At 39.2% G+C, this 26,286-nt stretch carries 25 protein-coding genes and 2 tRNA genes; 23 read left to right on the forward strand and 4 right to left on the reverse strand.

What is annotated here, in order from left to right:
* The first annotated feature begins 40 nt into the window (after positions 1–40).
* The 22 genes from OA84_RS06435 to apaG all read left to right on the forward strand — a co-directional run bounded on the left by OA84_RS06435 (position 41) and on the right by apaG (position 21,575).
* Positions 41–805: a ParA family protein gene (locus OA84_RS06435; protein ID WP_039343952.1), complete on the forward strand. Its 765-nt coding sequence runs from the start codon at positions 41–43 to the stop codon at positions 803–805.
* Positions 806–871: 66 nt separating this feature from the next.
* A complete protein-coding gene (locus OA84_RS06440; RefSeq protein ID WP_039345784.1) occupies positions 872–1,759 on the forward strand; it encodes a ParB/RepB/Spo0J family partition protein in 888 nt (295 codons plus the stop codon).
* The gene (locus OA84_RS06445) at positions 1,759–2,388 is read left to right on the forward strand and encodes a DUF5683 domain-containing protein (protein ID WP_039343954.1); all 630 of its coding nucleotides are present in this window, start codon (positions 1,759–1,761) and stop codon (positions 2,386–2,388) included. Before OA84_RS06440 ends, OA84_RS06445 begins: the two co-directional genes overlap by 1 nt.
* A 21-nt stretch (positions 2,389–2,409) precedes the next feature.
* Positions 2,410–3,114, forward strand: coding sequence for a 4-hydroxy-tetrahydrodipicolinate reductase (dapB, locus tag OA84_RS06450; RefSeq protein ID WP_039343956.1), 705 nt, complete (start codon positions 2,410–2,412; stop codon positions 3,112–3,114).
* A gap of 57 nt (positions 3,115–3,171) precedes the next feature.
* Positions 3,172–4,824, forward strand: coding sequence for a signal peptidase I (gene lepB, locus OA84_RS06455; RefSeq protein WP_039343958.1), 1,653 nt, complete (start codon positions 3,172–3,174; stop codon positions 4,822–4,824).
* A gap of 45 nt (positions 4,825–4,869) precedes the next feature.
* The gene (locus OA84_RS06460) at positions 4,870–5,487 is read left to right on the forward strand and encodes a WbqC family protein (protein ID WP_039343959.1); all 618 of its coding nucleotides are present in this window, start codon (positions 4,870–4,872) and stop codon (positions 5,485–5,487) included.
* A complete protein-coding gene (locus tag OA84_RS06465; protein WP_039343960.1) occupies positions 5,484–7,184 on the forward strand; it encodes a S8 family serine peptidase in 1,701 nt (566 codons plus the stop codon). Before OA84_RS06460 ends, OA84_RS06465 begins: the two co-directional genes overlap by 4 nt.
* Before the next feature lie 105 nt (positions 7,185–7,289).
* Positions 7,290–7,769 (forward strand): lipocalin family protein, encoded by a 480-nt coding sequence (locus tag OA84_RS06470; RefSeq protein WP_039343961.1) that lies wholly within the window; start codon positions 7,290–7,292, stop codon positions 7,767–7,769.
* A 17-nt stretch (positions 7,770–7,786) separates the two neighbouring features.
* Positions 7,787–8,479 carry an OmpA family protein gene (locus tag OA84_RS06475; RefSeq protein ID WP_039343963.1) on the forward strand — a complete coding sequence of 231 codons (693 nt, stop codon included), beginning with the start codon at positions 7,787–7,789 and terminating at the stop codon, positions 8,477–8,479.
* A gap of 85 nt (positions 8,480–8,564) precedes the next feature.
* The gene (locus OA84_RS06480; protein ID WP_039343965.1) at positions 8,565–9,449 is read left to right on the forward strand and encodes a decaprenyl-phosphate phosphoribosyltransferase; all 885 of its coding nucleotides are present in this window, start codon (positions 8,565–8,567) and stop codon (positions 9,447–9,449) included.
* 10 nt (positions 9,450–9,459) lie between these two features.
* Positions 9,460–10,773, forward strand: a complete 1,314-nt coding sequence (locus OA84_RS06485; RefSeq protein WP_039343967.1) for an FAD-binding oxidoreductase — start codon at positions 9,460–9,462, stop codon at positions 10,771–10,773.
* A gap of 54 nt (positions 10,774–10,827) precedes the next feature.
* Complete coding sequence (locus tag OA84_RS06490) at positions 10,828–11,553, forward strand: SDR family NAD(P)-dependent oxidoreductase (RefSeq protein WP_039343969.1); 726 nt, start codon at positions 10,828–10,830, stop codon at positions 11,551–11,553.
* Position 11,554: 1 nt separating this feature from the next.
* Positions 11,555–12,142 carry an HAD family hydrolase gene (locus OA84_RS06495; protein ID WP_039343971.1) on the forward strand — a complete coding sequence of 196 codons (588 nt, stop codon included), beginning with the start codon at positions 11,555–11,557 and terminating at the stop codon, positions 12,140–12,142.
* A 37-nt stretch (positions 12,143–12,179) separates the two neighbouring features.
* A complete protein-coding gene (locus tag OA84_RS06500; RefSeq protein ID WP_039343973.1) occupies positions 12,180–13,355 on the forward strand; it encodes a cysteine desulfurase family protein in 1,176 nt (391 codons plus the stop codon).
* Positions 13,356–13,421: 66 nt separating this feature from the next.
* A complete protein-coding gene (gene trxA, locus OA84_RS06505; RefSeq protein WP_039343976.1) occupies positions 13,422–13,739 on the forward strand; it encodes a thioredoxin in 318 nt (105 codons plus the stop codon).
* Between the two features lie 129 nt (positions 13,740–13,868).
* Positions 13,869–13,942: transfer RNA gene (locus OA84_RS06510), tRNA-Asp, on the forward strand.
* 31 nt (positions 13,943–13,973) lie between these two features.
* A tRNA-Asp gene (locus tag OA84_RS06515) sits at positions 13,974–14,047 on the forward strand.
* 455 nt (positions 14,048–14,502) lie between these two features.
* Positions 14,503–15,771 carry a glucose-1-phosphate adenylyltransferase gene (locus OA84_RS06520; RefSeq protein ID WP_039343977.1) on the forward strand — a complete coding sequence of 423 codons (1,269 nt, stop codon included), beginning with the start codon at positions 14,503–14,505 and terminating at the stop codon, positions 15,769–15,771.
* A gap of 110 nt (positions 15,772–15,881) precedes the next feature.
* Positions 15,882–16,886 (forward strand): SRPBCC family protein, encoded by a 1,005-nt coding sequence (locus OA84_RS06525; RefSeq protein ID WP_233701826.1) that lies wholly within the window; start codon positions 15,882–15,884, stop codon positions 16,884–16,886.
* 100 nt (positions 16,887–16,986) lie between these two features.
* Positions 16,987–19,794, forward strand: a complete 2,808-nt coding sequence (locus tag OA84_RS06530) for a 2-oxoglutarate dehydrogenase E1 component (RefSeq protein ID WP_039343980.1) — start codon at positions 16,987–16,989, stop codon at positions 19,792–19,794.
* A 58-nt stretch (positions 19,795–19,852) separates the two neighbouring features.
* Positions 19,853–21,106 (forward strand): 2-oxoglutarate dehydrogenase complex dihydrolipoyllysine-residue succinyltransferase, encoded by a 1,254-nt coding sequence (odhB, locus tag OA84_RS06535; protein WP_039343982.1) that lies wholly within the window; start codon positions 19,853–19,855, stop codon positions 21,104–21,106.
* 82 nt (positions 21,107–21,188) lie between these two features.
* Entirely contained in the window at positions 21,189–21,575 is a 387-nt protein-coding gene (apaG, locus tag OA84_RS06540) for a Co2+/Mg2+ efflux protein ApaG (protein WP_039343984.1), read from the forward strand.
* A 25-nt stretch (positions 21,576–21,600) separates the two neighbouring features.
* Here the strand turns inward: apaG and OA84_RS06545 are convergent, their stop codons facing one another.
* From OA84_RS06545 to OA84_RS06560, 4 genes are all read right to left on the reverse strand, one after another.
* Complete coding sequence (locus tag OA84_RS06545) at positions 21,601–22,158, reverse strand: 3'-5' exonuclease (RefSeq protein WP_039343986.1); 558 nt, start codon at positions 22,156–22,158, stop codon at positions 21,601–21,603.
* A gap of 50 nt (positions 22,159–22,208) precedes the next feature.
* Positions 22,209–23,495 (reverse strand): hemolysin family protein, encoded by a 1,287-nt coding sequence (locus OA84_RS06550; RefSeq protein WP_039343988.1) that lies wholly within the window; start codon positions 23,493–23,495, stop codon positions 22,209–22,211.
* 191 nt (positions 23,496–23,686) lie between these two features.
* Positions 23,687–24,655, reverse strand: a complete 969-nt coding sequence (locus OA84_RS06555) for a glycosyltransferase family 2 protein (protein WP_039343990.1) — start codon at positions 24,653–24,655, stop codon at positions 23,687–23,689.
* A gap of 23 nt (positions 24,656–24,678) precedes the next feature.
* On the reverse strand, positions 24,679–25,560 hold the full coding sequence (locus tag OA84_RS06560; protein ID WP_039343992.1) for a lysophospholipid acyltransferase family protein: 882 nt from the start codon (positions 25,558–25,560) through the stop codon (positions 24,679–24,681).
* Positions 25,561–25,644: 84 nt separating this feature from the next.
* Between OA84_RS06560 and OA84_RS06565 the strand changes: the two genes are divergently transcribed.
* A complete protein-coding gene (locus OA84_RS06565) occupies positions 25,645–26,259 on the forward strand; it encodes a thioredoxin family protein (RefSeq protein WP_039343994.1) in 615 nt (204 codons plus the stop codon).
* The last annotated feature ends 27 nt before the right edge of the window (positions 26,260–26,286 follow it).

The following is a 26,286-nucleotide window of genomic DNA, read 5'->3' on the forward strand; positions in this document are numbered from 1 at the left end:
AATGATAAAAAAGTGTATTTTTGGAAATTAAATTTTTATAATGGCGAAAATCATCGGAGTTGCTAATCAAAAAGGTGGTGTAGGTAAAACCACCACGGCGGTAAATCTTGCTGCAGCATTGGGCGTTTTAGAGAAGAAAATATTGCTCATTGATGCAGATCCGCAGGCGAATGCAACCTCAGGTTTGGGTATTGATGAGGCAAATTTTTCCACCTACAATTTATTGGAACACAGCGCAGATGCGCAGCAATGCATACAGAAAACGGCTTCGCCGAATTTGGATATCATTCCGTCACATATCGACTTGGTGGCAGCTGAAATAGAGCTAGTCGATCGCGAAAACCGCGAATATATGCTTCGTAAAGCATTGAATACAATTCGCGATCAGTACGATTATATTATTATCGACTGTGCGCCGAGTTTAGGTCTCATTACAGTAAACGCTTTAACAGCAGCTGATTCGGTGATTATTCCAATTCAGTGTGAATATTTCGCGCTCGAAGGTTTAGGGAAACTATTGAACACGATTAAAAATGTTCAGAAAATCCATAACAAAGATTTGGATATCGAAGGTTTATTGCTCACGATGTTCGATTCGCGTTTGCGACTTTCAAATCAGGTCGTGGAAGAAGTTCACCTGCATTTTCCCGAAATGGTTTTTGAAACAATTATCAGCAGAAATGTACGTTTAAGTGAAGCACCGAGTTTTGGTGAAAGTATTTTGAATTACGATGCCGAAAGTAAAGGCGCGATTCAGTATTTGCAGCTTGCCGAAGAGGTTTTGCTTAAAAACACAAAAAATTAATGAATTTGTAACCAAATTTGTACATTGGATTTTGCTTCACAGCAAAACTCCGGAAAATACTCTAACATGAAAGATAAAAAAAGAGCAATGGGCCGCGGTTTAGGTGCAATTTTAAGCGCCGAATCACAAGCCTCTGTAAATTCAGCGACAGACGAAGGTGCAGATAAATTTGTTGGAAATATTATGGAAGTGGCGTTGGACGACATTGATCCCAATGCTGCGCAGCCACGAACTTATTTCGATGAAAAAGCTTTAAATGATTTAGCACAATCCATCAAAAACTTAGGTTTAATTCAGCCGATAACGCTTCGGAAAGAAGGCAGCCGCTTTATCATTATTTCCGGTGAAAGACGTTTCCGCGCCAGTAAATTGGCTGGTTTAACCAGTGTTCCCGCGTATATCCGTTTGGTGAATGACCAGGAATTGCTCGAAATGGCTTTGGTGGAAAATATCCAACGAGAAGACTTGGACGCGATTGAAATTGCGTTGACTTACCAACGTTTGCTTGAAGAAATCGGTCTTACGCAGGAATCCTTAAGCCACCGAATTGGTAAGGAAAGAAGCACCATTACCAATTCCATCAGATTACTAAGACTTTCACCAGACATTCAAAACGCGATTCGCAGCGGTGAAATTTCCGCCGGACACGGTCGGGCGCTTGTCAGCATTGAAGATGCGGAACTTCAGCAAAATTTATTCAAAAAGATTATTGCCGGAAATTTAAGCGTTCGCCAAACCGAACAGGAAGCTGCAAACCTGAAAAATCCGAAAACAGCAAATCCGAAAAAAACAGCTGTTTTGCCCAATATTTATAAAAAAGCAGAAAAAAATCTGGCTGATATCTTAGACGTTAAAGTTGAAATTAAAACGGCTTCAAACGGCAAAAAAGGTAAAATCGTCCTGGATTTTAAAAACGAAGAACAGCTGGAACAAATTCTTTCACACTTTAATTGATGCATAAAAACTTTGCTTTTTTCTGTTTTTTAATTTCATCAATGCTTTTCGCGCAGATAAGCCCAAAGGATACCATTCGGGTAGAAAATTACCCAACCGATTCGGTTTCTACGGTGAAAAAACCAAGCGAAATCGAAGTATATTCAGACATTAAAGCAGCGAACGCTCCGACCAAGACCATGAAATTTAACCCGACACGCGCCGGCTTGTATTCTGCGGTTTTACCTGGTTTAGGACAATATTATAATAAGAAATACTGGAAAATCCCGATCGTTTGGGGCGCAATTGGTACCGGAGTAGGAATTACGATGTGGAATCAAAAACAATACACACGCTACCGAAATGCTTTTGTAGCCGAATTAAACGGCCAAAAGCACGAATTTTCGGATATCCCAGGTGTTACAAAAGAGGTTTTGGGCCGTACGCAGGACCGGGTGAAAAGACAGCGAGATTACGCCATTGCCATCACCAGTCTTTTATATGTTTTAAATATCGTAGATGCCGTCGTGGATGCGCATCTTTACGAAGGTAGAAAAGATCCGGATCTGGCGGTAAAACCTACGGTGATTTTCGATGAATTCGGAAAAAACGCCTCCAACGCAGGTCTTAGTTTGAGTTATAATTTTTAAAGATCTTTTTGATATAAAATCATGAAAATAGCATTAGTTGGATACGGAAAAATGGGCAAAATCATCGGAGAAATTGCAGAAAAAAAAGGTCACGAAATTGTGGCGCGGCTGAACGAAACTCCGACGGCTGTAAATCTGAATAAACCAGATGTTGTGATTGAATTTTCGAATCCCGAAGTTGCTTTTGAAAATATAAAGATTTGCCTTGAAAACCAGATTCCAGTAGTTTGCGGAACAACCGGCTGGCTGGACCGCAAAAGCGAAATTGAGGAAATTGCAAAGCAAAATCACACCGCTTTTTTATACGGTTCAAATTTTTCCTTGGGCGTTAATTTATTTTTCGCTTTAAATGAAAAATTAGCTGCTTTAATGAAAGATTTTCCGGAATATCAGATCCAAATGGAAGAAATTCATCATACCCAGAAAAAAGATGCGCCAAGCGGCACCGCGATTACTTTAGCTGAAGGAATCATTAAAAATGATTCGCGCTTCAGCAGCTGGAAGCTCGAGGAAACTAACGAAAGTGAACTTGGAATTTTTGCCGTTCGGGAAGATGAGGTTCCGGGCACGCACAGCATTTTTTACCGAAGTGAAGTTGATGAAATTGAAATAAAACATACCGCTTACAACCGAAACGGTTTTGCTGTTGGTGCGGTAATCGCCGCTGAATGGATTGTCGGTAAAACCGGAAATTTTTCAATGCAGGATGTACTTTTCAGCAAGTAGATTTGCTTTCTGTAACAATATATCGCTTTTCTAAACTAATAGCGTAAGCAAAACAATATGAATTACTTTCTTACTTATTTGATCTATGTGATTATCCTTTCCGTTTTAATGGGGATTTCTACGTGGAAGCTTTTCAAAAAAATGGGCTACAACCCACTTTTTTCTTTTATACCGTTTTACAATTATTATATCATTCAGAAAGAAACCGGTCACCCGAAATGGTGGGTAGCGCTGGCATATTTACCGATTGTAGGTCCAATTATGATGACAGTTTTCCATTTGTTTTTAATGAAACATTTCGGTAAGTCAAGTTTCGTACAAAAATTATTGACGGTTATTTTGCCATTTTTTTACATGGCGTACGTAAACTATTTCGAGAAACCGGAGGTTGAAACTGAAGATGATTTATATTTAACAACTGAAGAAAAAGAAGACAAGAAAAAGGAAACTTTTGTTGGTTCCATCACTTTTGCGGTGGTTTTCGCAACGGTAATTCATGTTTTCGCTACGCAGCCTTTTGGTATTCCGACAGGTTCTATGGAAAGAACGTTAATGGTTGGTGATTTCCTTTTTGTAAATAAATGGACCTACGGTTTTCGCCTGCCGATGCGGCCTTTAGCAATACCATTTTTGCAGGGAACCATTATGGATACAGGCGAAAAAGGAAATCCGAAAGATGATCCAAAATCTTACGTTGAAGCTGTAAAATTACCTTACCAAAGAATTTTTCAGTTTAAAAAGCCGCAAAGAAATGACATTGTGGTTTTCAACTATCCGCAGGATTCCGTGCACATCGCCACAGACCGAAAGGATCCGTATGTGAAAAGATGTGTGGCCGTTGCGGGCGACGTTTTGGAAATGCGTGCCGGTAGACTTTTCGTGAACGGAAAACCTGAAGTGGTTTTAGGCGATCAGCAAAAACAGCATAAATATATCGCAACTACCGGCAGCCAACTGGACATTCCGGCTTTGTATAAAATTTACGGTTTTCTGCCGGTGCAGGAAATTCAGACCGAAAGCGGCTTTATTTATGATTTTCAGGGACTTACAGATAAAACTGCTAAAGAAATTGGTGAGCTTCCGCAAATCATCGATTTAAAAGAACATATATGGGACAAGGATTCCGCTGCAATTTCTTATAAAATTAATGCTGAACGCGATGCCTACACCAAAAATATTGACACTACACAATCTATTTTCCCGATTAGCAAAAAATGGAATCAGGATTGGTACGGACCGTTAAGAATTCCGAAAAAAGGTGATGTTGTGCAGTTGAATCAGGAAACTTTGCCGGAATACCGCTGGATTATTTCGGAATATGAAGATCATCATTTGGAAAATAAAAATGGTAAAATTTATATCGACGGAAAAGAAACCACGCAATATACCATCGAACAGGACTACTATATGATGATCGGTGACAACCGCGATGCCTCTTTGGACGCCCGTTTTTTTGGATTCGTGCCGGAAGAAAATATCGTGGGTTCGCCAATGTTCACCTGGTTAAGTGTGGAAGGACTTTTCGCGGATAACAGTTCTACTTACCAACCGGCTGGAAAAACCATTCGCTGGGACCGCATGTTTAAAGCCACAAATACCGGGGAAGCAGAAAAAACTTCCTATTGGTGGGTCGCCGCGCTGCTGCTGCTCGTGTTCTTTGGCTGGGATTACATCATGAAGCTTTTTAGAAAAAAGGAAACAGAAGATTAAATAAAAGCGCGGTTATTCGCGCTTTTTTTACCTTAATTTTACAAAATGAAAATTTTATTACCCGTATTTTATTTACCGCCAATTTCCTGGTTCAGTGTTTTTTTAGCGCCTGAGAATGAAATTATTTTTGAACAGTTCGAGAATTTTCCGAAACAGACTTTCCGTAACCGTACAAATATTTATGGTGCAAACGGCAAATTATCGCTGATTATCCCGATGAATCATAATGGCACTCGCGTGATTAAAGATATTGAAGTTTCAACGCGGGAAAAATGGCAAAAACTGCACTGGAAGTCGGTAAAAACTGCTTATCAAACCACGCCATATTTCGAATTTTATGAAGATCAGCTTGAAGAAATCTACACTTTTAAGACAAAATCTCTGCAGGAATTTAACTTACACGCGCTGAAAGTCATCCAAAAGATTCTGAAAACTGAAAAAAAATATGCTTTTAGCTCGGAATATTTTGCTGAACCGGATGCTGTGGATTACCGCAACCACTTTTCAGCAAAACAGGCTTCAGAGCAGGTTTTTGAAGAATATTTCCAGTCCTTTTCAGATAAATACGGCTTTCTTCCGGATCTTTCAATTCTGGATTTAATTTGTAACAAAGGTCCGGAATCTCTTACTTATATTAAAATTCAACATAAATCAATCATATGAAAAAAATACTTATTGCGGCGTACTTCATGACAGGTTTCGCCACTTTCGCACAAACAACGGAGACCCCTTTGGATCCGATGAAGGACCAAAAATTAATGACCTGGTATCATGAGGATTTCGGTTCTTCCAATGTTTATGGTGTGAATACACAGAACGCTTATAAATATCTGGAATCTAAAGGTTTGAAGCCAAAACCTGTTATTGTTGGTGTTCTGGACAGCGGGGTGGAAGTGGATCATCCGGGTTTGGTAAAAAATATGTGGAAAAACCCAAATGAAGTTCCGAATAACGGTAAAGATGATGACAAAAACGGTTACATCGATGATGTTTATGGCTGGAATTTCAGCGGCGGAAAAAACGGTGACATCGACGTAGATAATATGGAAGTAACGCGGGTGGTGAAAAAGTATCAGTCGGTTTTTGAAGGTCCTGACTCTGCGAAAAATAAAGAAAATCAGGCTAAAATGCCGGAAATTTTTGACATGTATATGAAGTCAAAACAAATTTTCACCAAAAAAAGCATCGACGCAAAACAAAACTACGAAACTTATAAAAGAATCAGTGATAATATTCCGGCCATCATTTCAATGTTGAACGGACAGAATTTAACTCCGGTCGCTGTTGCTGCATTAAAGCCAACAACACCGGAACAGGCGATGGCAGTTTCTGTTTTAAGTCAAGTTGTGCGTGATCCGGAAATTACCGGAAAATCACCTGCTGAAGTTCAGACTTTTTTAACTGCTGAAATGAAAGAAGCTTTGGATTATTATGGTCCGCAGGCAACAAAACAGTATAATTTAGATTATGATCCGCGTGCTGAAATCGTGGGCGATAAATACGACGATTATTCTGAAAGATATTATGGCAATAACCATTTCGAAGGTCCGGACGCTACTCACGGAACCCACGTTGCCGGTATCATCGCCGGATTACCAAACGGTGAACATGTACAATATGGTGTAGGATATAAAACTGCCAAAATCATGACCGTTCGCGCTGTGCCGGATGGTGATGAGCGTGATAAAGATGTTGCAAATGCCATTCGATATGCGGTAGATAACGGTGCTAAAATTTTAAATATGAGTTTCGGGAAACCTGTTTCACCCGGGAGAGATGTGGTGTGGGATGCTTTTAAATATGCAGAAGACAAAGGTGTTTTGCTTGTAAAAGCCGCAGGAAATGAAAATGAAAATATTGCAGAAAATGTGTATTTTCCTACGAATTATAAAAAAGCAACAGACGAAAAACCGTTCATCAATAATATGATTGTGGTAGGTGCGTCAACAAACGATAACGAGTTTTTGCGTGCAGATTTCTCTAACTACAACCAGAAGATGGTAAATGTTTTTGCACCAGGTTCAAAAATTTATTCAACCGTTCCGGATGGTAAATATGATTATTTGCAGGGAACGTCAATGGCTTCACCTGTCGTTGCTGGCGCAGCTTCGATTTTAATGGCTTATATGCCGAATCTTACGCCGCCGCAAGTGATTGAATCACTGGTGAAAACCAGCAATAAATCTTCAGTTAACGCAATGATTAATTCAAACGAAAATAACAGATTTGATTTAATTTCAGAATCCGGTGGTGTGATCGATGTTCGCAAGGCTGCAGAATATGCTTATACGCATTTCTATAAGCCAACGCCAACGAAAATAATTCCGGCTCAAAACAAAAGAGCGAAGGTGAAGAAATAAAAATTCCGAGCTTAAATTACCAAAAAATCCGATTCGTCGGATTTTTTTGTTTATTTATTAATGGCACGGTTTTTTGTAGTTAGAAAGCACAATTAATTTTACACTATGAAAAATTTACTATTAGCCGGAATATTTGGAGCAGCTCTTACTGTTTCCTGTTCCACTGCAAAAACCGCACAGGCAAACCGTGCAGAGTTTATGAATTTGAAAGGAGATTGGGAAATAACCAGCGTTAATTACGATAACAACTATAAAGTAAAACCATTTGATGAAAACGCTGATGCCCAATGTTTCGTTGGCAGCCACTGGACTTTAGTTCCTAATAACTGGACCGGAACATACATGATTAACGGAGGTGCAGATTGCCCAAGCGTTATTCAGCCTATCAAGTTTGAAGTGGTAAACGGCAACGAATTTAAATTTAAAAAACTGGTAGAAGGTTCAAAAGCGAAAGAAGTAGTTTCGGGATATTCTTTGAATTTAATAAACCAAACCGATAATCAGTTCAGTCTGGAACAAAGTGTTCCTGCAGACGGACAAAATGTAAGAATCGTTTACAACTTCGAAAGAACTTCAGCGAAATAATCTATAAAAATACAATTATGAATCTTTTTAATAAAACAAATATTGCAGCGTTATTCATCTCAACATCTTTAATGATGACCAGTTGTGACACTGTAAAAAACGCAAATAATCAACAGAAAGGTACCGTAATCGGAACAGCTGCAGGTGCAGTAATCGGAGGTATTATCGGTAATAATGTAGGAAAAGGTAAAAATGCACCCGTAGGAGCAGTTCTTGGTGGTATAGTTGGTGGAGTTGCCGGTAACGTAATCGGCGGAAAAATGGACAAACAGGCCAAAGAAATTAAAGAAACTTTACCTGGTGCCGAAGTAGAAAGAGTTGGCGAAGGTATTAAAGTAACCATGAAAGAAAATATGGTGAACTTTGGTTTCGATTCTTCTACGCTTTCATCCGCTGCACAGATGAACCTTGATAAACTAGCTGAAGTGCTGAAAAATAACCCGGATACCAACATTAATATTTATGGGTATACAGACAGCAAAGGTACAGACAGCTATAATCTTTCACTTTCAGATCGTAGAGCAGCAGCTGTAAAAGCCTATTTGGTTTCCAAAGGTCTTGACGCATCCCGAATGATTACCATGGGACGCGGCGAGCAGGAACCTGTTGCTACGAACGATACTGAAGAAGGAAGAGCTCAGAACAGACGTGTTGAATTTGCAATTACTGCAAATGAAAACATGATTAATGACGCTAAAACCGGAAATTAATTTCCGAAAAACATATCACTTTTAAATCCGCTTCGGCGGATTTTTTTATTATAAAATCACTATTTTCGCAACTGATTCTAATTGAATGAATAAATATCTAAAACTGCTGCGCGTGGAGCAATGGGTGAAAAACCTTTTTGTTTTCGCACCTTTGTTTTTTTCCGGAAATATTACCAACGTAGAGCTTTTAACTAAAAGCATTTTTGCTTTTATTACCTTTTCTTTTGTTGCCAGCAGTATTTATATCATCAATGATTATTCGGATATTGAATCAGACCGCAAACATCCCGAGAAAAAAAACCGTCCGCTCGCCAGTGGAACCATTTCCAAAGCCACCGCAAAGGTTTTTCTGATAATTTTACTTGCACTCGTTGTTATAACGATTTTCACCATGCAAACGTTATTCGCTACAGATTATTGGCAGTTTGCGGTGATTATTTTGTTCTACTTTGTTATGAATCTTGCGTACACTTTCAAGCTGAAGCATGTCGCAATTGTTGATGTCTGCATCATTGCAGTTGGATTTGTTTTGCGGGTTCTTGCCGGAGGTTATGCCAGCGGAATTTTGATTTCACAATGGGCAATTTTGCTGACTTTTGTATTAGCCCTGGTTTTGGCCCTTGGAAAACGACGTGGCGAACTTGTTAATGCCCAGGTTTCCGGGCGAACCAGAAAATCACTGGACGGTTACAATGTTCAGTTTGCAGATATCGCGCTTTCGATAAGTTGCGCGCTTGCGATTGTGTGTTATTTAATGTTTACCTTGTCGCCAGAAGTGCAGCAGCGCTTTCATCCGCGCGTTTTTTATACCGTTTTCTTTGTGGTTTTTGCGTTTTTACGTTATCTTCAGCAAACTTTGGTGTACAATAAAACCGAATCTCCGACCAAAATTATCTACAAAGACCGTTATATTCAGGTGACATTGGTTTTTTGGCTCGCGGCATTTTTACTTCAAATTTATTTTAAATAAATAATTACAGATGAAACCGAATTTCAAGCGACAGGTATCGAATTGGGGTAATTTTCCCGTGGTGGAAAAAGAAATGCGGAGCGAAAATTCTTTAGCAAAAATTCAGGAATTTGTGCGGAATAACCACGAAATTATCGCGCGTGGAAACGGCCGCTGCTACGGCGATGCAGCTTTGGCTGAAAATATTTTTTCCACCAAAAGATTAAATAAATTTATAACTTTCGACCGTTTGAACGGTATTATTGAATGCGAATCTGGTGTTTTGCTTTCCGAGGTTTTAGAAGTTATCATTCCGCAGGGTTATTTTCTGTATGTAACGCCCGGAACCAAATTTATCACCATCGGTGGTGCGATTGCGTCCGATGTTCACGGAAAAAATCATCACGCAGAAGGATGCTTTTCGGAATATGTTCTGGAATTTTCATTATTAAATGAAAACGGTGAAGTTCTGAATTGCTCGCGCAGCGAAAATGCTGAAAAATTTTGGGCTACCATAGGTGGAATGGGACTTTCCGGAATTATTCTTTCCGCGAAATTCAAACTGAAAAATATTGAAACTTCCTACATCCGTCAGGAAAGCATTAAAGCCGAAAATCTCGATGAAATTTTCCAGCTTTTTGATGAAAGCGAATCCTGGACATACAACGTCGCCTGGATTGATTGCCTGCAAACCGGTGAAAATTTAGGCCGCAGTATTTTAATCCGCGGCGAACACGCTTTTAAACAGGAACTGCCGAAAAGTCTTCAAAAAAATCCTTTAAAGCTCGAAAAAAAAATATCCCCTAAAATCCCCTTTTTTTTCCCGGGTTTCGTTTTGAATAACCTCACGGTGAAACTGTTTAATTTCTTCTACTTCAAAAGACAAAGGCCGAAGGTGGTGAAAAATTTCGTGCATTATGAGGCATTTTTCTATCCTCTGGATGTGGTGACGGATTGGAACCGCATTTATGGTAAAAACGGATTTATCCAATACCAACTTGTTTTACCCAAAGAAACCGGCAAAGAAGGCATGAAAATAATTCTTGAAACCATCGCAGAAAGTGGCAACGGCTCTTTTCTGGCGGTTCTGAAACTTTTCGGAGAGCAAAATAAAGAATCTTACAACTCGTTCCCGATCGAAGGTTACACTTTGGCGCTGGATTTTAAAATGAATGCAAAACTGAAAAATCTGGTTGAAAAGCTCGATAAAATTGTAGAAAGTTATGGCGGCAGAATCTATCTCACCAAAGATTCCATGAGCAAGCCGTCCCTTGTAAATTATCTGAAAAACGTGAATAATTCGAAGTTTGTGTCACTTCAGTCGAAAAGAATTCACAATGGTTAAAAGCGGAAAATTTGCCCAAAAAGCCGTTAATTTTTTAAAAATGAAAAGAAAGATATGATTGTTTTAGGAAGCAATTCCGACGTTGCGCAGGCCTTCGTAGAAAAGTTGCTAAATTCGGGTGAAAAGCACTCCAAAATCTTTCTGTTTACCTCTAACCGCGAAACCACGGAAAAATTCGCGAAACACCTGGAAGTAAAATACGTTCAGCAATCTGAAATTATTGAACTTGATTTGCTTCAGCCAATCGATTATTCGATTTTTGAAAATATCAGTTCGAATTTGCTTTTCTGTGCCACCGGATTTTTAGGTTTAGGAACCGAAGAAGGTCTTTACGACAACCGAAATACGCAAAATATCATCGATATAAATTACGCAAAATTAATTCCGGTTTTAAATTATTTTGCTGATAAAATGGAAAGAAAACGTTCCGGAATGATGATCGTGCTTTCTTCAGTTGCGGGCGATCGCGGCAGGCAAAGCAATTTTATTTACGGCAGCGCAAAAGCTGGTTTGACGGCGTATCTCAGCGGTCTGCGAAATTATCTGCATTCTAAAAAAGTTCACGTTTTAACTGTAAAACCTGGTTTTATGGCAACAAAAATGACCGAAGGACTTCCGCTGAATCCGAAATTAACTGCAACACCAAAACAAGCCGCCGACGCAATTTATAAAGCGTATAAAAACGGTCGAAATACTGCTTATGTTTTGCCGGTTTGGGGTTTAATAATGTTGGTTATCAGGAATATACCGGAATTTATTTTTAAGAAATTAAAACTTTAATATGAAAAAATTATACTGTTTTGATTTCGACGGAACGTTAACTTACAAAGACACCATGTTTTTGTTTTTGAAATTTTATAATTCAACCAAATTTTACGTTCAGTTTGCGAAACATATTCCGCTTTTTGTTTTGTTAAAATTAAATTTAATGGACGCTGAAAAGGTGAAAAAAAGTTTTATTTCTTCTGTTTTAAAAGGGGAAAGCCGGAAAAATATCGAGCTAAAAAGCCAAATTTTCTTCGATTTATTTCACGGAAAAATTCTGCGCGAACATGCGTTGGAATTCATTAAAAATATAGACAGAACACAAACGGAAAGTTTTTTAGTTACGGCTTCGCTGGACATTTGGGTAAAACCTTTTGCAGATTATTTAAAAATGAATTTACTTGCCACACAAGGCGAATTTATCGATGAGAAATTCACCGGAAATTTCCTCGGAAAAAACTGTAATGGTGACGAAAAGGTAAATCGGATAAAAATGGCTATTTCGGGCCGAAAATTTGACAAAATAATTGCCTTCGGCGATACCGAAGCGGACCGGCCCATGTTGAACTGGTCAGATGAAGGTCATTATAAATTTTTTCATTAAATTTAACCTCCGAAAAATATATTAAGAAAAAGGCTCAATGAATAAGATTTATTTGGATAATGCAGCTACAACACCGCTTTCCGAGGAAGTTATAGATACGATGGTGGCGGTATTGAAAACCAATTACGGCAACCCGTCTTCCACGCACAGTTTCGGTCAGGACGCGAAAATTCTCCTCGAAAATGTCCGCCGGGAAGTTGCAAATTATCTGCACGTTTCGCCGGCAGAAATTATTTTCACCTCGTGTGGAACCGAGTCGAACAATATGATTATTAAATCGTGCGTCAACCATTTGGGTGTGGAGCGCATCATTACTTCGCCGCTGGAACATAAATGTGTCGCGGAAACGGTGCTCGACATGAAGAAAAGAAAAGGTGTTGAAGTGGTTTATCTTCGCCCGGACAGCAAAGGTGATATCAGCTTAAATGATTTAACCGAAGCGCTTCAGAAATCTGAAAAGAAAACCTTGGTTTCGCTGATGCACGCAAATAACGAGATCGGTAATTTGCTGGATATTAAAAAAGTTGCGGAAATCTGCAAAGAAAATAATGCGCTTTTCCATTCAGATACCGTACAGTCTATGGCGCATATGGAGCTTGATTTTTCCGATATTAAAGTAGATTTTGCTTCTTGCAGCGCGCATAAATTTCACGGTCCGAAAGGCAGCGGATTTGCGTTTGTGAGAAAATCTTCAGGTTTAAAAGGGATTATTACCGGCGGACCGCAGGAAAGAAGCTTGCGTGCAGGCACCGAAAATGTGTGCGGAATTGCCGGGCTTGGTAAAGCGCTGGAACTTTCCGTAAATCATATGGAAGAATATTCCACCCATATTAAAGAAATTAAAAAATATGCGATTGAGCAGCTAACGCAAAAAATCGAGGGTGTAAAATTCAATGGCAGAAGCGCCGAAATGGACGCGAGTTTATATACGGTTTTAAGCGTACTTTTACCTTTCAAAGATCCAATGATAGGTTTAAAGCTCGACATGAAAGGCATCGCGATTTCGCAGGGTAGCGCGTGTTCGTCAGGAGCTTCAAAACCTTCGATGGTGATGATGATGATTTTGGATGAAGAAGAAATGAATAATACAACTCCGCTCAGAGTTTCCTTCAGTCATTTGACGACGAAAGAGGAGATTGATGCTTTGGTAATGGCACTTGAAGGCATTGCGGAAAGTTTCAAAATAGAAAATCATGATATTGAACATAGATAGGGACATCGTGCAATTAAAGGGAAAATTGTAAATTTGTCTTTCGAAATAACTTAAAATATAATAAAAATGGCATTAGAGATTACAGATCAATCGTTCAAAGAAACGGTATTGAATTCAGATAAACCGGTGTTGGTAGATTTTTGGGCAGTATGGTGCGGACCGTGCAGAATGTTGGGACCAATTATCGAAGAGGTTGCTACAGACTTTGATGGCCGTGCAATCGTAGGAAAAGTAGATGTAGATAACAATCAGCAGGTTTCTGTGGATTATGGAATCCGAAATATTCCTACCGTTTTGATCTTTAAAAATGGCGAAGTGGTGGATAAAATCGTTGGTGTTGCATCGAAAGAAGTGATCACCGAGAAATTATCTGCACATTTGTAGAAAATAACAACCTTGAAAATGAGTGCTTTCCTAATAAGGAAAGCATTTTCTTTTAAAAATATTTGTAGGCTGTTATAAAAAGTGTATTTTTGCACTCACCAAAAAGAAAGAAGTTCTTTTTATTCTAAAGATCCGGTAGTTCAGCTGGTTAGAATGCCGCCCTGTCACGGCGGAGGTCGCGGGTTCGAATCCCGTCCGGATCGCAAAAAGTTTACAATTACTTTTCAAAAAATTGATCCGGTAGTTCAGCTGGTTAGAATGCCGCCCTGTCACGGCGGAGGTCGCGGGTTCGAATCCCGTCCGGATCGCGAAAATCTCTCAATTTAATGGGAGATTTTTTTGTTCTAAAAAGTTTTCTGAATTTTGATATTTCTTCCTGCTATTTGGGCAAATTTTTCCGTTTTTAATTTTTCCACTTTTCTACTAAAACCGTTTTGGAAATTCCATAAAAATTTGCTGCTTTTCAGGCATTTTTTTTAGTTTTAAATTTTTTTAGCTTCAAACGATTTTATTTTAAAATTCATCGAAAAAAATACTGTGCTGTTTAGGCAAATTTTTACCTTTTAAAATTTGCAACACTTTGTTTCAGAAATTACATTTTAAATTGTTTTGAAAAATACCGGCCTAAATGAGCAGATTTTTTCATTTGGCAACGTGCGTTAATTTTTCTTAAAGCCCGATTATTCCGCGGTTTTTATTTGTAATTCTTGCCAAAATTGACTAATATTGTTAGCAATCACACCATCTAACAAAAAAGTCTTCTATGAAACCCAGTGTAATATCGATAGTTCTCGGCGGCGGTAGGGGAAGCCGATTGTTTCCGCTCACCAATACCCGGTCAAAACCCGCGGTGCCCATCGCAGGAAAGTACCGCCTGGTGGATATCCCGATTTCCAATTGCCTGAATTCTGGGTTCAACCGAATTTTGGTGCTTACGCAGTTTAATTCGGCTTCGCTTAATTCGCACATCAAAAACTCTTTTCACTTTGATATTTTCAGCAAAGGTTTTGTTGATATTTTGGCCGCTGAACAGAACGTGGAAAATGACCAGTGGTACCAGGGGACAGCCGATGCGGTACGCCAGTCCATGAAACATCTGGATAAATATGAATATGATTATATTTTAATTCTTTCCGGTGATCAGTTATATCAGATGGATTTCCGGGAAATGATCGATTTCCACTGTCATAATAAAGCAGATATCACTATTGCAACAATTCCGGTAAACGGGCAGGACGCGACAGGTTTTGGTATTTTGAAATCTGATGATGACGGTAATATCACCTCTTTCATTGAAAAACCAAATGAAAATGTGCTTCACGAATGGAAATCTGAAGTTTCTGAAGAAAATAAAACCAAAGGCAAAGAATATCTGGCTTCGATGGGAATTTATGTTTTCAGCAAAACCGTTCTTAAAACCATGTTTGAACGAGACCCTGGCGACGATTTTGGTGGTGAACTTATTCCGAACGGCATCGGGACGTATAAAACTTTAAGTTTTCAATATGAAGGTTACTGGACAGATATCGGAACTATACAGTCTTTCTTCGAGGCAAATTTAAATCTAACCAGAAATTTCCCTGATTTTAATTTATTCAGCAACAGACCCATTTATACACGCGCGCGGATGTTGCCGCCGTCGAAAATTCTGGGTTCGTACGTAAGTAAAGCTATTTTTGGTGACGGCTGTATCGTAATGGCCGATAAAATCGAAAATTCAATTGTTGGAAACCGAAGTCGAATTGATAAAGGAAGCACTTTAGTAAATACCTATATGATGGGCGCGGATTTTTATCAGGACACCAAAGAAATTGTGCAGAACGATGAGAACGGGAGTCCAAATGTTGGTGTAGGTAAATACTGCTACATTGAAAGAGCTATTTTAGATAAAAACTGCCGAATCGGTGATAATGCGCGGATTATTGGCGGTAATCATCTACAGGATGGTGATTTTGAAACCCATTCTATTAAAGACGGAATTGTAGTGGTAAAGAAAAATGCAGTTATTAATCCGGGAGTGCAAATTCCATAAAAATTTTTAAATAAAACTGAACGGCGGTTATTTTACCCCCGTTTTTTTTCTGCGTACGTTTTATGTATTTTTGCGCCATGCGCTGGATAAAAATTGCTCTTTTTCTTATAATGCTTTTAGGCATCGTTTATGCGGTGTTGATGTTTTTCGCTCCTGAGAATAAAAATTTTACGGTAGAAAAAGAAATAAATTATCCTGTCGAAAAAGTTTTTCCGCAGTTTAATAATTTGCAAAATTTTGCCCTTTGGAACAGCTATTTTTCTGATAATAAAAATCTGTCGTTGGAGTTTTTTACGCCATATGACGGAAAGGGAAGTTCTTTTACGTTTCACGATCCAAAAGACGAAGACGTCAGCGGCGAACTTTTCATCAGATATTCAAACCCACATAAAACTTTAAAATTTCAGCTTTATGAAGGCAAAAAAAATACGCCTTACCAGCTGAATTTTAAATTTGTGCCTTTGGGCAACAAAACGAAAATCACCTGGTTCATCCACACACCAAAACAATCATTTCTTAAACGTTCACTGAATTTAATTTCGGAAGATGTCTGGCTGGAATCTGTCGATAAAAGCATGACCAATTTATCGAATTTACTTGGCAAAAAAATCCAGAAAGAAGCGCAGCGCGAAAACCTGAAATTCGACACCATTACCGAAGAAAATCAGGAAAGCCTGATTTTGGTCGGGATCAATGTTTCCACTAAAAACAGCAGAGATGGTTTTTTCAAGAATATCGTTGTTAATCACAACAAGGTTTTAAACTTTGTGAAGATGGATTTAGGTAAAAAAGATGACGAGTTTGGCGAACCAGTTTTAATTGCGACTCCGGAATATTATAAAGATAAAGAGGTTTCTTATTTTTATGGCGTTCCGTTGCCGAAAAAAGAGTCTGTTTCGGACAATAATTTTACCTTCAGAACTTTAAATCCTACGCGGACATTTGTAACTTATTATCGCGGAAGTTACGCCGGGCGCGTGAAATCTATACAGCAACTCGTCAGCAAAGCAAAAAAAGACACCTTACGTAATGGAACGTTACAGGAGACTTTTTTAGAAGAGCCAAATTCCGCTTCGGAAGTGGTGCTGAAATTATCTTTGCCGGTTTATAAATAAAAGCGCCGCGCGCCTTTTTATCTGCGGATTGCCTTCGGTACTTCACTTATTTTTGTTAATTTTGTTCTTTAAATAAAAACCAACAGTTAATTTGTAAATAATGGACAAATTTTCATTCCTAAACGCTGTACACTCGCAGTTAATAGAAGACTTATATCAACAATATTTAAAATATCCCGACTCGGTGGAGCCCTCCTGGAAAGCATTTTTCCAGGGATTTGATTTTGCACTGGAAGGTTACGGGGAAGATATGATAGCCGATTCGTCGGAAAAGGCAGTTTCTGCTCCGGTTCAGATGGCAAACCAAGCGGCGGCAAATGGTAAGATTCCGAATGAAATAGAAAAAGAGTTTAAAGTTTTAAACCTCATTGAAGGTTACCGTCATCGCGGTCATTTATTTACGCACACCAATCCTGTGCGCGAGAGAAGACAGTACGAACCAACTTTAGCTATTGAAAATTTTGGTCTGTCAAAAGCAGATTTAGGAACGAAGTTTAATTCTGCAAAAGAAATCGGTCTTCCAACTGCGGTTACTTTACAGGAAATTATCGACCATTTAGAGCAAATTTATTGCAAATCCATTGGTGTGGAATATATGCACATCAATAACGTTGAAGAGCGCAAATTTATCCGTGAGTTTTTGCAGGTGAATAAAAACCGTCCGCAATTAAATGCCGGTGAAAAGACTGAAATTCTGGAAAAATTAAACCAGGCTGTCGCTTTTGAAAATTATCTGCACACCAAATTTGTGGGTCAGAAAAGATTTTCACTTGAAGGTGGCGAATCATTAATTCCGGCACTTGATCAGTTAATCACAAGATCTTCTCAGCATGGCGTGGACGAAGTGGTTTTGGGAATGGCTCACAGAGGCCGTTTGAATGTGCTGACGAATATTTTTGGAAAATCCTACAAACAGATTTTTTCCGAGTTTGAAGGCAAAGAATTTGAAGAAGACGTATTCTCCGGCGACGTAAAATACCACTTAGGTTCTTCGAAAAAAATTAAAACCGCAAACGGCGAAGAGGTTGCAATTAATTTAACACCAAATCCGTCACATCTTGAAACGGTTGGTGCGTTGGTTGAAGGAATTTGCCGCGCAAAAGTTGATAATAAATATAAAGATTTCGCGAAAGTTTTACCGATCGTCATTCATGGTGACGGCGCTATTGCGGGTCAGGGAATTGTGTATGAAGTTGCGCAGATGATGACTTTGGAAGGTTACAGAACCGGCGGAACGGTGCATATCGTTGTAAATAACCAGGTTTCGTTCACCACCAACTATTTGGATGCAAGATCATCAACGTACTGTACCGATATTGCAAAAGTTACAGAATCTCCTGTGATGCATGTAAACGCAGACGATGTGGAAGCTGTGGTTCATTCGATGAGGTTTGCGGCAGATTTCCGGGCGAAATTTGGTAAAGACGTATATATCGATCTTTTAGGCTATAGAAAATACGGTCATAATGAAGGTGATGAGCCAAGATTTACCCAGCCACATTTGTATAAATTAATTTCAAAACATCCAAATCCAAGAGAGATTTACAAAGAGCAGCTAATCAGCGAAGGTATTGTTTCAAAAGAAATTCTTACCAAAATGGAATCGCAGTTCAAAGAACTTTTGGATGCAGATTTTGATGCTTCGAAGGAAATTGAAAAAAACACCATGGACCTCTTTATGGCTGATGACTGGAAGCAATATCCAACTTCGGTAAAAGGTGCAATGGTGGCGAAAATTGATACCACATTTGATATTTCCAAGTTAAAAGAATTGGCGGTTCAAATGTCCACTTTACCAAAAGATAAAAAATTCATCAGCAAAGTTTCGCGGCTGTTTGAAAACAGGTTGAAAGCTATTGAAGCTGATAATTTGGATTGGGCACTTGCGGAATGGTTGGCGTACGCTACTTTGCTAGCCGAAGGTAACAACGTACGAATTTCCGGTGAAGATGTAGAAAGAGGAACTTTTTCTCACCGTCACGCTATAATCAAAACTGAAGATGCCGAAGAAGAATATATTCCACTTCGTCACATTTCCGAAAACAGATTTGATATTTACAACTCGCACCTTTCAGAATATGGAGTTTTAGGCTTTGATTATGGTTATGCGATGGCGTCACCTAACACGTTAACGGTTTGGGAAGCACAGTTTGGTGATTTTATGAACGGAGCGCAGATTATTATCGACCAATATTTGGTTGCTGCCGAAGAAAAATGGAAAATTCAGGCTGGTTTGGTCATGCTTTTACCACATGGTTTTGAAGGTCAGGGTGCAGAGCACTCGTCCGCGAGACTGGAAAGATTTTTGACACTTTGTGCAAACGATAATATTGTGGTGGCAAATGCCACGACACCGGCAAACTATTTCCACCTTTTGCGTCGACAAATGAAATGGAATTTCCGCAAACCACTTGTGGTAATGTCTCCGAAATCCTTGTTGCGTCACCCGAAAGTGATTTCAAACTTTGAAGAATTGGCAACCGGTCATTTCCAGCCGATCATCGATGATGCGACTATCGACGCAGCTAAAGTGGAAAAATTAGTGCTTTGTTCCGGTAAAATTTACTACGAACTTTTGGCTAAAAAAGAGGAATTAAACTGCGAAAATATTGCATTGGTGAGATTAGAACAGCTTTATCCTTTACAGAATGATCAAATTGAAGAAATTTTAAATAAATACAGCTCCAGAAAACAATTGCTTTGGGTTCAGGAGGAACCGGAAAATATGGGCGCGTGGAGCTATATTTTACGGAATTTCCGAAACACCGGAATCGATGTTATTGCACCGGTTCAAAGCGGAACGCCGGCGCCGGGAAGTCATAAAATGTTTGAAAGAAACCAAAATGACGTGATAAACCGGGTTTTCGGCCGTCAGGATGCACCCGCGAAAAGACCTGTAACGGCTTAATTCAGAAAAAAAATTACTTCAATAAATCATTTTAAATAAACTAAAAAAAATATATCCGATGTCAATATTAGAAATGAAAGTTCCATCTCCGGGAGAATCAATCACAGAAGTTGAAATCGCGACGTGGTTAGTTAAAGACGGCGATTATGTAGAAAAAGACCAACCCATCGCAGAAGTAGATTCAGATAAAGCTACGCTGGAACTTCCGGCAGAAGAAAGCGGTATTATCACCCTTAAAGCCGAAGAAGGTGAAGTGGTAGCAGTTGGTCAGGTTGTTTGTCTGATTGACCGTGATGGTGCTAAACCTGCGGATTCGGCGCAAGAAAAAACCGAAACTAAAGCTCAAGAACCTGCAAAAGAAGCGCCGAAAGCTGAAGCTCCAAAAACGGAAGCTCCAAAGGCTGAAGAAAAACCGGCAGCTACTTACGCAACAGGAACTCCAAGCCCGGCGGCTAAAAAAATATTGGACGAAAAAGGCGTAAAAGCTGATCAGGTAAACGGTTCCGGAAAAGATGGAAGAATCACCAAGCAAGATGCGGAAACTGCATCAATTCCGGCAATGGGTTCTGCAGATTCTACTTCGGGTTCCAGAGCAAGCAGCACAACCAAACTTTCTGTATTGAGAAGAAAAGTGGCGGCACGTTTGGTTTCAGTGAAAAATGAAACTGCAATGCTGACAACTTTCAACGAGGTTGATATGTCCGAAATTTTCCGCCTTAGAAAGCAATATAAAGAAGAATTTGCACAAAAGCACGGCATTGGTTTAGGCTTTATGTCATTCTTTACAAAAGCCGTTACACGCGCCTTGCAAATGTATCCGGATGTGAATGCGTCTATCGATGGCGATTTCAAAACTAATTACGATTTCTGTGATATCTCAATCGCAGTTTCCGGACCGAAAGGTTTAATGGTTCCGGTTTTGCGAAACGCAGAAACTATGTCTTTCCGCGGAGTGGAAAATAATATTAAAAACCTTGCAGAAAAAGTACGCGACGGTAAAATTACCATTGATGAAATGACCGGCGGTACATTTACAATCACCAACGGTGGAGTATTTGGTTCCATGTTGTCTACACCAATTATCAACCCGCCACAGTCTGCGATCTTAGGAATGCACAACATCATTCAAAGACCGGTTGCTGTAGACGGACAGGTTGTTATCCGCCCGATGATGTACGTGGCAATGTCTTATGACCACAGAATTATCGACGGCCGCGAATCCGTAGGATTTTTGGTTGCAGTGAAAGAAGCAATCGACAATCCGGTACAGTTCTTAATGGATGGTGATGAGAAAAAAGGTCTTGAACTTTAAGATTTTAAAATATTTTTTCTAAATAAATGAATCCCGTCTATAAAGGCGGGATTTTTGTATAATCTGAATCTAAATTTTTGCCATGTTTTCTACTATATCTTTTGACATAAAGGTTTCTGTTTTTCCTCAATATGATATAAAGAACAGCTTTCCTTCTGAAAACCGCTTTGTTTTCCGGTATAACATTACAATCGAAAACCTCGGCAAAGAGCCAATACAGCTGCTCCGCCGAAAATGGTTAATTTACGATCTTGGTTTTGGATTTACGGAAGTGGCAGGCGAGGGCGTCATCGGTTTAACTCCCGAAATTCTGCCTGGCGAAGATTTCACCTACTTTTCCAATGTCATGCTGCGCTCCGGCGTAGGAAATATGAGCGGAATTTATTACTGTAAAAATCTCGCGAACAACGAAGAACTGGAAATTGCAGTTCCGAAATTCAGTCTTGTGGCAGATGTTCTCACCAATTAAAATTCAAATTTTACCGGTTATTTACCTATAAAATCTTCAAATTTTTTTTCAGCACTTCGTGCACTTCATCGTTTCTCGTCAGCATCAGTTGGTTGAAAGCCAACAGAGAAATTTTCGCACACACTTCTGCATCATCGCCCGCGCGGTGATGGTTAAACGAAAGGTTGTGCTGTTCCGCTAAACTTTTTAGCCCATATTTTGGCAAATTTTTCCAGGATTTCTTGGCTAAAGAAATACTGCACAAGTACGTCAGTTTAGGTTTAAAGAAGCCATAATGGTCCAGACAGCTTCGCAAAACTCCAGCGTCAAAACCGGCGTTATGAGCGATCATTAAGTTTCCGTACATGAGATCCTGTGCTTCGTGCCAAATGTCCTCGAAAGTCGGTGCGTCTTTTACTTCTTCCGGACGAATGCCGTGAACATCAATATTTCTTGGGTGAAAATAAGGGAAACTCGGGGGTTTGATAAGCCATGTTTTGGTAGAAACTATTTCGCCGTTTTCTACCACGCAAACGCCCATCTCGCAGGCAGAATTCCTTTCGTGCGTCGCGGTTTCAAAATCGATGGCGCAAAAATTAAGCATGTAGATAAGCGTATTTTTCTATTAATTTCATTCGGAATTTTTCTTTGAAATTATTTTGTTGATGAACTTTTAGAAATCAGGATTTTATCCACGCGTTGCTTGTCCTTACTGATGATTTCCAGCTCCAGATCATCAACATTAATTTTATCACCAACTTCGGGCGAGCCGCCGCGTTCATTCAGAAAAAAGCCTACGAGAGTGGTGTAATTATCTTTATTATCGAACTGATAATCGAGGTCAAAATATTTCAGGAATTCAACCAGCGGAAACTGCGCATCAGCAATCCAGGAATTTTCATTTTTCTTTACAATTCGGTAATCGAAGTTTTCGGATGTCGCCGTGTTTCCAACCAAAGCGTCCAGAACATCGTGCATTGTGGCGATTCCCAACGTATTTCCATATTCATCGATAACAATTCCGTGGTGATTTTTTTCTTTTTTAAATATTTCCAGCACGCTGTAAGCGTAAGAATTTTCATTAAGGAAAATCGGCTGCCGCAGCAATTTTTTAAGCTGGAAATTTTGCGCATCCGCAACCGGAAAAATATCTTTCATCGTCACAATACCGATGATGTCATCCAAATTATTTCCGCTTGTAACCGGATAAAAATTGTGTTTTTCTTTCGTTATTTTTGCTAAAATTGATTCCAGATTTTCTTCGATGCTGAAAAAAGTAATCGCAGTTCTGTGCGTCATCAGCGTGTTGATTTTCCGGTCGCCAAGTTCAAAAACGCGTTCAACAATATTGTGCTCAATTTTATCAATTTGTCCTTCCATGGCGCTTTCACGCACGATAGATTTTATTTCTTCTTCGGTTACAATGCTGTCCGATTTGCTGTCGATTCCGAAAATTTTTAAAAATATATTGTTTGAAGTGGTCAATAACCAAACAAACGGCGACGTTATTTTGGACAGAATATCCATGGGTTTTGCCAGAGTAGTGATGATTTTTTCAGGAAAAGTCATCGCAATTCTTTTCGGCAGCAATTCACCTAATAAAATCGATAAATAAGTGATGAAAATTACGATTCCAACGGTTGCTAACGGTTTCGAATATGGTGCTAAAAAAGAAAACTGATCAAGGAATCCTTTAAAATCATTGGTTAGCGTATCGCCGGAATACACCCCAAGCAAAATCCCGATTAAGGTAATTCCAATTTGAACGGTCGATAAAAACTTGGTTGGATTTTCACCCAGTTGAAGCGCTTTTTTCGCGCCGGCGCTGCCTTTTCTTTCCGCGCTTTCGAGCTTGAATTTCCGCGAAGAAACCAGCGACATTTCCGACATCGCGAAGATACCGTTCAGCAGAATAAGTAAAATAATGATGAGTAATTCCATTCAAATTTTTAATTATCACAAAGATAATTTTTTTGATCTTATTAAATTTCGGCTGGATTATTAGCTTTTAAATTTTGAAAAATGGAACTTCTAAAATTTTTCCGTGCTAAATGACCAATTTTTTCAAAAAGAAAAATCTTGTTGGAAACAAAACAGAAAAATTCCGTGCTGTTTGGGCGAATTTTTCCGATTTAGCTTTTAAGGAAATTTTTAAAAACCAACCATTTAGCCTGATAAAATTTCGAAATCTGGTTTTTTTGGCGTCTTTTCAATGTTCCGGGAACTTGCGCATAAAATGAAAAATGTGCCCGAATAACCGCCAAAAAATGCAAAAAACCATTTTTTAAACCGAAATAAATTCCAGCAAATCCATCTAAAATGAAGCGTAACAGTAAAATCCAAAACGCTTTCGGAAAAGGCAGATTTTTCAGCAACATCGATAGATTGTTCCGGACATTCAGGAAAGTTTTTTGTGAACTTTGTTTATTTAATGTTCCTCCTCCTACGTGATAAACGGTGGACTTTCCAGTGTAAAATATTTTTCGTCCGGAATTTTTCAAGCGCCAGCACAAATCGATTTCTTCCTGATGTGCGAAAAATCTTTCATCAAAACCATTGTGTGCCCAAAAATCCGCTGAACGAATAAAAAAACAGCAGCCCGAAGCCCAGAAAATTTCGGTTTCATCGTCGTACTGACCTTCGTCTTTTTCGATGTTTTCAAAAACGCGCCCGCGGCAGTACGGAAACCCGAGATTGTCGATCAAGCCGCCAGCGGCACCGGCAAATTCGAAATATTCACGGCGGTTAAAATCTAAAATTTTCGGCTGTATAGCGGCAATTTTTTCATTTTTTTCAAAAAGCTGAAGAACTGGCTGCAGCCAGTTTTCGGTAACTTCAACATCCGAATTCAGCAAGCAGTAAAATTCGTGCTTAATCTGTTTTAAACCGTTATTATAGCCGCCGGCAAAACCATGGTTTTCGGTATTTAAAATAACTGAAACCTCCGGAAATTCAGCTTTTAAAAATTCGACAGAATCGTCGGTAGAATTATTGTCGATGACGTACAAATCGGCGCCGGCAGAATGCTGAATGACGTTGGACAGAAATTGTTCTAACCAGGATTTTCCGTTCCAGTTTAAAATTACGATTGCTAAATTCAATTTTTTAAAATTTTCAGGGCAGTTCAGGCAATTTTTTCCATTTCTTTTATGGCGTGCTGATATTTCCAGCGCCGGTGCGACCACAGATAATTATCCGGTCTTTTTTCGATGGTATTTTCAAGCAGATTGTAGAACTTTTTCACCACTTCGTGTTCCACGAATTTTTCGCCGTCGGGGTAAATCCGGTAATAATTAATCTGATAAAAACCTCGCTTCACTTTTTTCATTTCACAAAAAACAAACGCAAGATCCATCCGAGTGGAAAGTTTGTCATAACCCACAAAAGCGGGTGTTTTTTGGTTTAAAAAATTCAAACCGTACGTCACTTCCGAATGATGCGGCGTCTGATCGGCCACGAACATGTAAATAGAATCGCCGTCATTAGGATTCCGGAAAATATGTCGGATGACTTCTTTGGCTTCCAGTGCCGTGTTTCCAAAGCGGCTTCGCAGGTTTTTCATCTGCTCTTCCCAAAAACCACTGTTCACTCTTCGATACACCGGAAAACTGTTTTTTTGCGGAACAATCAGCGCCAGCGTATTGTACCATTCCCAGTTAAAAATATGTCCGGAAAGCAGAATTACATTTTTATTTTCGGCCACTGCCTCTTTAAAAATATCCTGGTTGAGGTGCTGAACCCGGACGCGCAGTTCCGTAGCAGAAATGGTAAAAGTCTTGAATGTTTCTACAATATAATCGCAGAAATTGATATAAAATTGTTTCTGAATTTTTTTGAGCTCTTCGGCAGATTTTTTCGGGAACGAGTTTTGCAGATTGGTTAAAACCACTTTTTTTCTGTACCCGATGATGTGAAAACTGAGCAGAAACAATACATCGGAAACGACGTAAAGTACGCGCAGTGGCAAGCGGGAAAAAAGTAAAATAATCTGGAAAATAAACTTCATAATGGAGTGCAAATTTAATGATAATAAAGTTTATTCTTTAACCAAAATTTGGTATTTTGCAGAGATTAATAATTATCAATCACGATGAAAAAACAAACTTTACGAAGCCTTCTGCTTGCCGGGCTTTTAATTTCCGGAATTGCATGTTCTCAAAAAAGTGAAAATACAGCAGTAACAGAAACTTCTAAAGACACCGTTACGCAAACTTCCGCCGATTCTGCGACAGCTCCTGTAGATAGTGTAGCGTTGAAAGAAGCGAAAAAGAAAGCGGCAGCAGCAGAAATTGCAAAACTTCCGAAACCATATAATGATAAGGAAAATGCCGAGGCGAAAATTGCAGAGCTTGTAAAACAGGCAAAAGCTGAAAATAAAAATGTAATGATACAGGCCGGCGGAAACTGGTGTATCTGGTGTTTACGTTTTAACAATTATGTGCAAACCACGCCGGAACTGAAGCAGGTTGTTGACAAAAACTATATTTATTACCACCTGAATTATTCGCCGGAAAACAAAAACGAAAAAGTTTTTGCTAAATATGACAATCCAGGCGAGAAATATGGATATCCAGTTTTCATCGTTCTAGACCAGAATGGCAAGATGATTCATACGCAGGACAGCGCGGTGCTGGAAGAAGGAAAAGGCTACAGCCTGGAAAAGGTGAAAGCATTTTTTGAAAAATGGGCGCCAAAAGCTTCCTAAATATTAAAAATCCCGCCAATTATGACG

This window comes from Kaistella solincola (assembly GCF_000812875.1).
Lineage (GTDB): Bacteria > Bacteroidota > Bacteroidia > Flavobacteriales > Weeksellaceae > Kaistella > Kaistella solincola.